At 73.0% G+C, this 2,153-nt stretch carries 3 protein-coding genes; 2 read left to right on the top strand and 1 reads right to left on the bottom strand.

What is annotated here, in order from left to right:
• Window positions 1-897: NAD(P)/FAD-dependent oxidoreductase (locus KBX53_RS30785; RefSeq protein WP_210863242.1), on the bottom strand; the 897-nt coding region annotated here is incomplete at its 3' end.
• 78 nt (window positions 898-975) lie between these two features.
• Here KBX53_RS30785 and KBX53_RS30780 point away from each other — a divergent pair.
• The gene (locus tag KBX53_RS30780) at window positions 976-1,572 is read left to right on the top strand and encodes a helix-turn-helix domain-containing protein (RefSeq protein ID WP_210863240.1); all 597 of its coding nucleotides are present in this window, start codon (window positions 976-978) and stop codon (window positions 1,570-1,572) included.
• Between the two features lie 82 nt (window positions 1,573-1,654).
• A partial coding sequence (locus KBX53_RS30775) for an alpha/beta hydrolase (RefSeq protein WP_210863238.1) occupies window positions 1,655-2,153 on the top strand: 499 nt, incomplete at its 3' end.

Below are 2,153 nucleotides of genomic sequence, written 5' to 3'. Positions count from 1 at the left end.
GTTGATCGCCGCCGCGGCGGTCAACCCGGCCCCGGCGGACGTGATCACCTGTCCCCGGAGGTCGGCCACGTTGCCCGCCACCCAGACACCGGGGACGGCGGTCGCGCCGGTGGGGTCGGCCGGGATCTGGGCACCGATGACATGCTCACCCATCGTCACCTCTTCGGGGGCCAGGCCCAGCCCCACCAGCAGGTCGGCGCGGGGGGTCAGTCGCGTCGCCACCACGATCGCGTCGAGCGCCACCACCCGACCGTCGGCGAGCCGTACCCCGGTCAGCGCGTCGTCGGTCACCTCCACCGCGGCGACCGGGCCCGGCACCACCGTGATGCTGCGGGCGGCGAGCCGTTCGGCGGTCTCCGCGTCCGGTGCCGGGGTGTCGTGCAGCAGGAGCAGCACGGAGGAGCTCCACTGTCGCCACATTTCCGCCTGGTGCACGGCCAGTGGCCCGGTCGCCAGGATGCCGATGCGACGGTCCCGAACCTCCCAGCCGTGGCAGTACGGGCAGTGCAGCACGTCGCGACCCCACCGCTGTGCCAGGCCGGGCACGTCGGGCAGTTCGTCGGTCAGCCCGGTGGTCACCAGCAGCCGCCGGGCGCGCACCGGCTCGCCGTCGTCGAGGCTGAGCTGGAACCCGTCGTCGTCCCGGGTGGCGCTGCGCACCCGCCCGGTGCGGAACTGCCCGCCGTACCCGGCCACCTCGGCCCGTCCGACCGCGAGCAGCTCACCGGGCGGCGTTCCCTCCCGGCCCAGGTAGTTGTGTATCCGGTCGGCGGGCGCGTTCCGCGGCTCACCGGAGTCGATCACCAGCACCGACCGTCGGGCCCGGCTCAGCGCCAGGGCGCCGCTGAGCCCGGCAGCGCCGCCGCCCACCACCACCACGTCGTATGTCTCGTCCACCGGTTCGTCCCCCTCGTGTTCTGTCGGCTGTCACCACCATCCGCCGCCGCCAGCCCGGCGGCAACTATCCTTGCCGTTATGGCAAACGAGGACAGTGCCGCGCTGGCGGCCGTCGGCCCCCGGCTGCGTGCCCTACGTCACCAACGCGGGACCACGCTCACCCAGCTCGCCGACCTGACCGGCATCTCGGTGAGCACCCTGTCCCGGCTGGAGTCCGGGAGCCGTCGACCGACGCTTGAGCTGCTGCTCCCGCTGGCCAGGGCCTATCAGGTGGCGCTGGACGAACTCGTCGACGCCCCGGCCAGCGGCGACCCCCGGGTGCGCCCCAAACCGATCGTCCGGCACGGCGTGACGTACCTGCCGCTGACCCGCCGCCCGGGCGGTGTGCAGGCGTTCAAGCAGATCTTCCCGCCGGACCCGTCCGCCGGAGGCCGGATCCCGCAGGCCCACGAGGGGTACGAGTGGCTCTACGTGCTCTCCGGCCGGATCCGCCTGCTGCTCGGTGATCGTGATCTGACGCTCACCCCCGGCGAGGTGGCCGAGTTCGACACCCGCATCCCGCACCTCTTCTACAACCCCGGCCCGGGCACCGCCGAAGCCCTCAGCCTGTTCGGGCCGCAGGGGGAGCGGCTGCACGTCCGCGCCCGTCCCGCCAGCCCGGACAAACAGCAGTGACCAACGCGGGTTCCGTGTTGTCGGGGTGTCGCCGCGACCGGGACGCCCCGACAACACGGACCGTCGGTGCGAAGATGGCGCGATGACCGACGCGGCATCCCGGCCCCGGAGCGACCGGATCGAGCACCGTGACATCGTCGTCAACGAGGTCCCGGGCTTCCGCCCGCTCACGTTGGACCTGGTCGTGCCCGTGGCGGCCCGCCAACCGGTCCCGGTCCTGGTGTGGATCCACGGTGGCGCGTGGCTGTTCGGCTCGCCCAAGCAGCCACCGGAGTGGCTCATGGAGGTGGATCCCTTCACCGCCGCCATCCGGGCCGGTTTCGCGGTCGCCTCCGCGCAGTACCGGCTCAGCGGCGAGGCGCATTTCCCCGCCCAACTCGACGACGTCACGGCGGCGGTCCGCTGGCTGCGCCGACACGGCGACACGGCGGGCGTGGACCGCGAACGGATCGGGGTTTGGGGCGAGTCGGCCGGCGGACATCTCGCCTCGATGCTCGCGCTGACCGGGGACGACCAGGACGACACCCGCGTCCAGGCGGCGGTCTGCTGGTACGCGCCGTCCAACCTGCTGACCATTCAGT

The organism is Micromonospora sp. M51 (assembly GCF_018070305.1).
Lineage (GTDB): Bacteria > Actinomycetota > Actinomycetes > Mycobacteriales > Micromonosporaceae > Micromonospora > Micromonospora parva.
The sequence above is the reverse complement of the archived record's forward strand: the minus strand, read 5'-3'. Positions and strand labels throughout refer to the sequence as shown.

What these genes read in the sequence shown, in the direction of transcription:
- KBX53_RS30780 (WP_210863240.1), top strand. Translation starts at nt 976, where the DNA reads ATGGCAAACGAGGACAGTGCCGCGCTGGCGGCCGTCGGCCCCCGGCTG.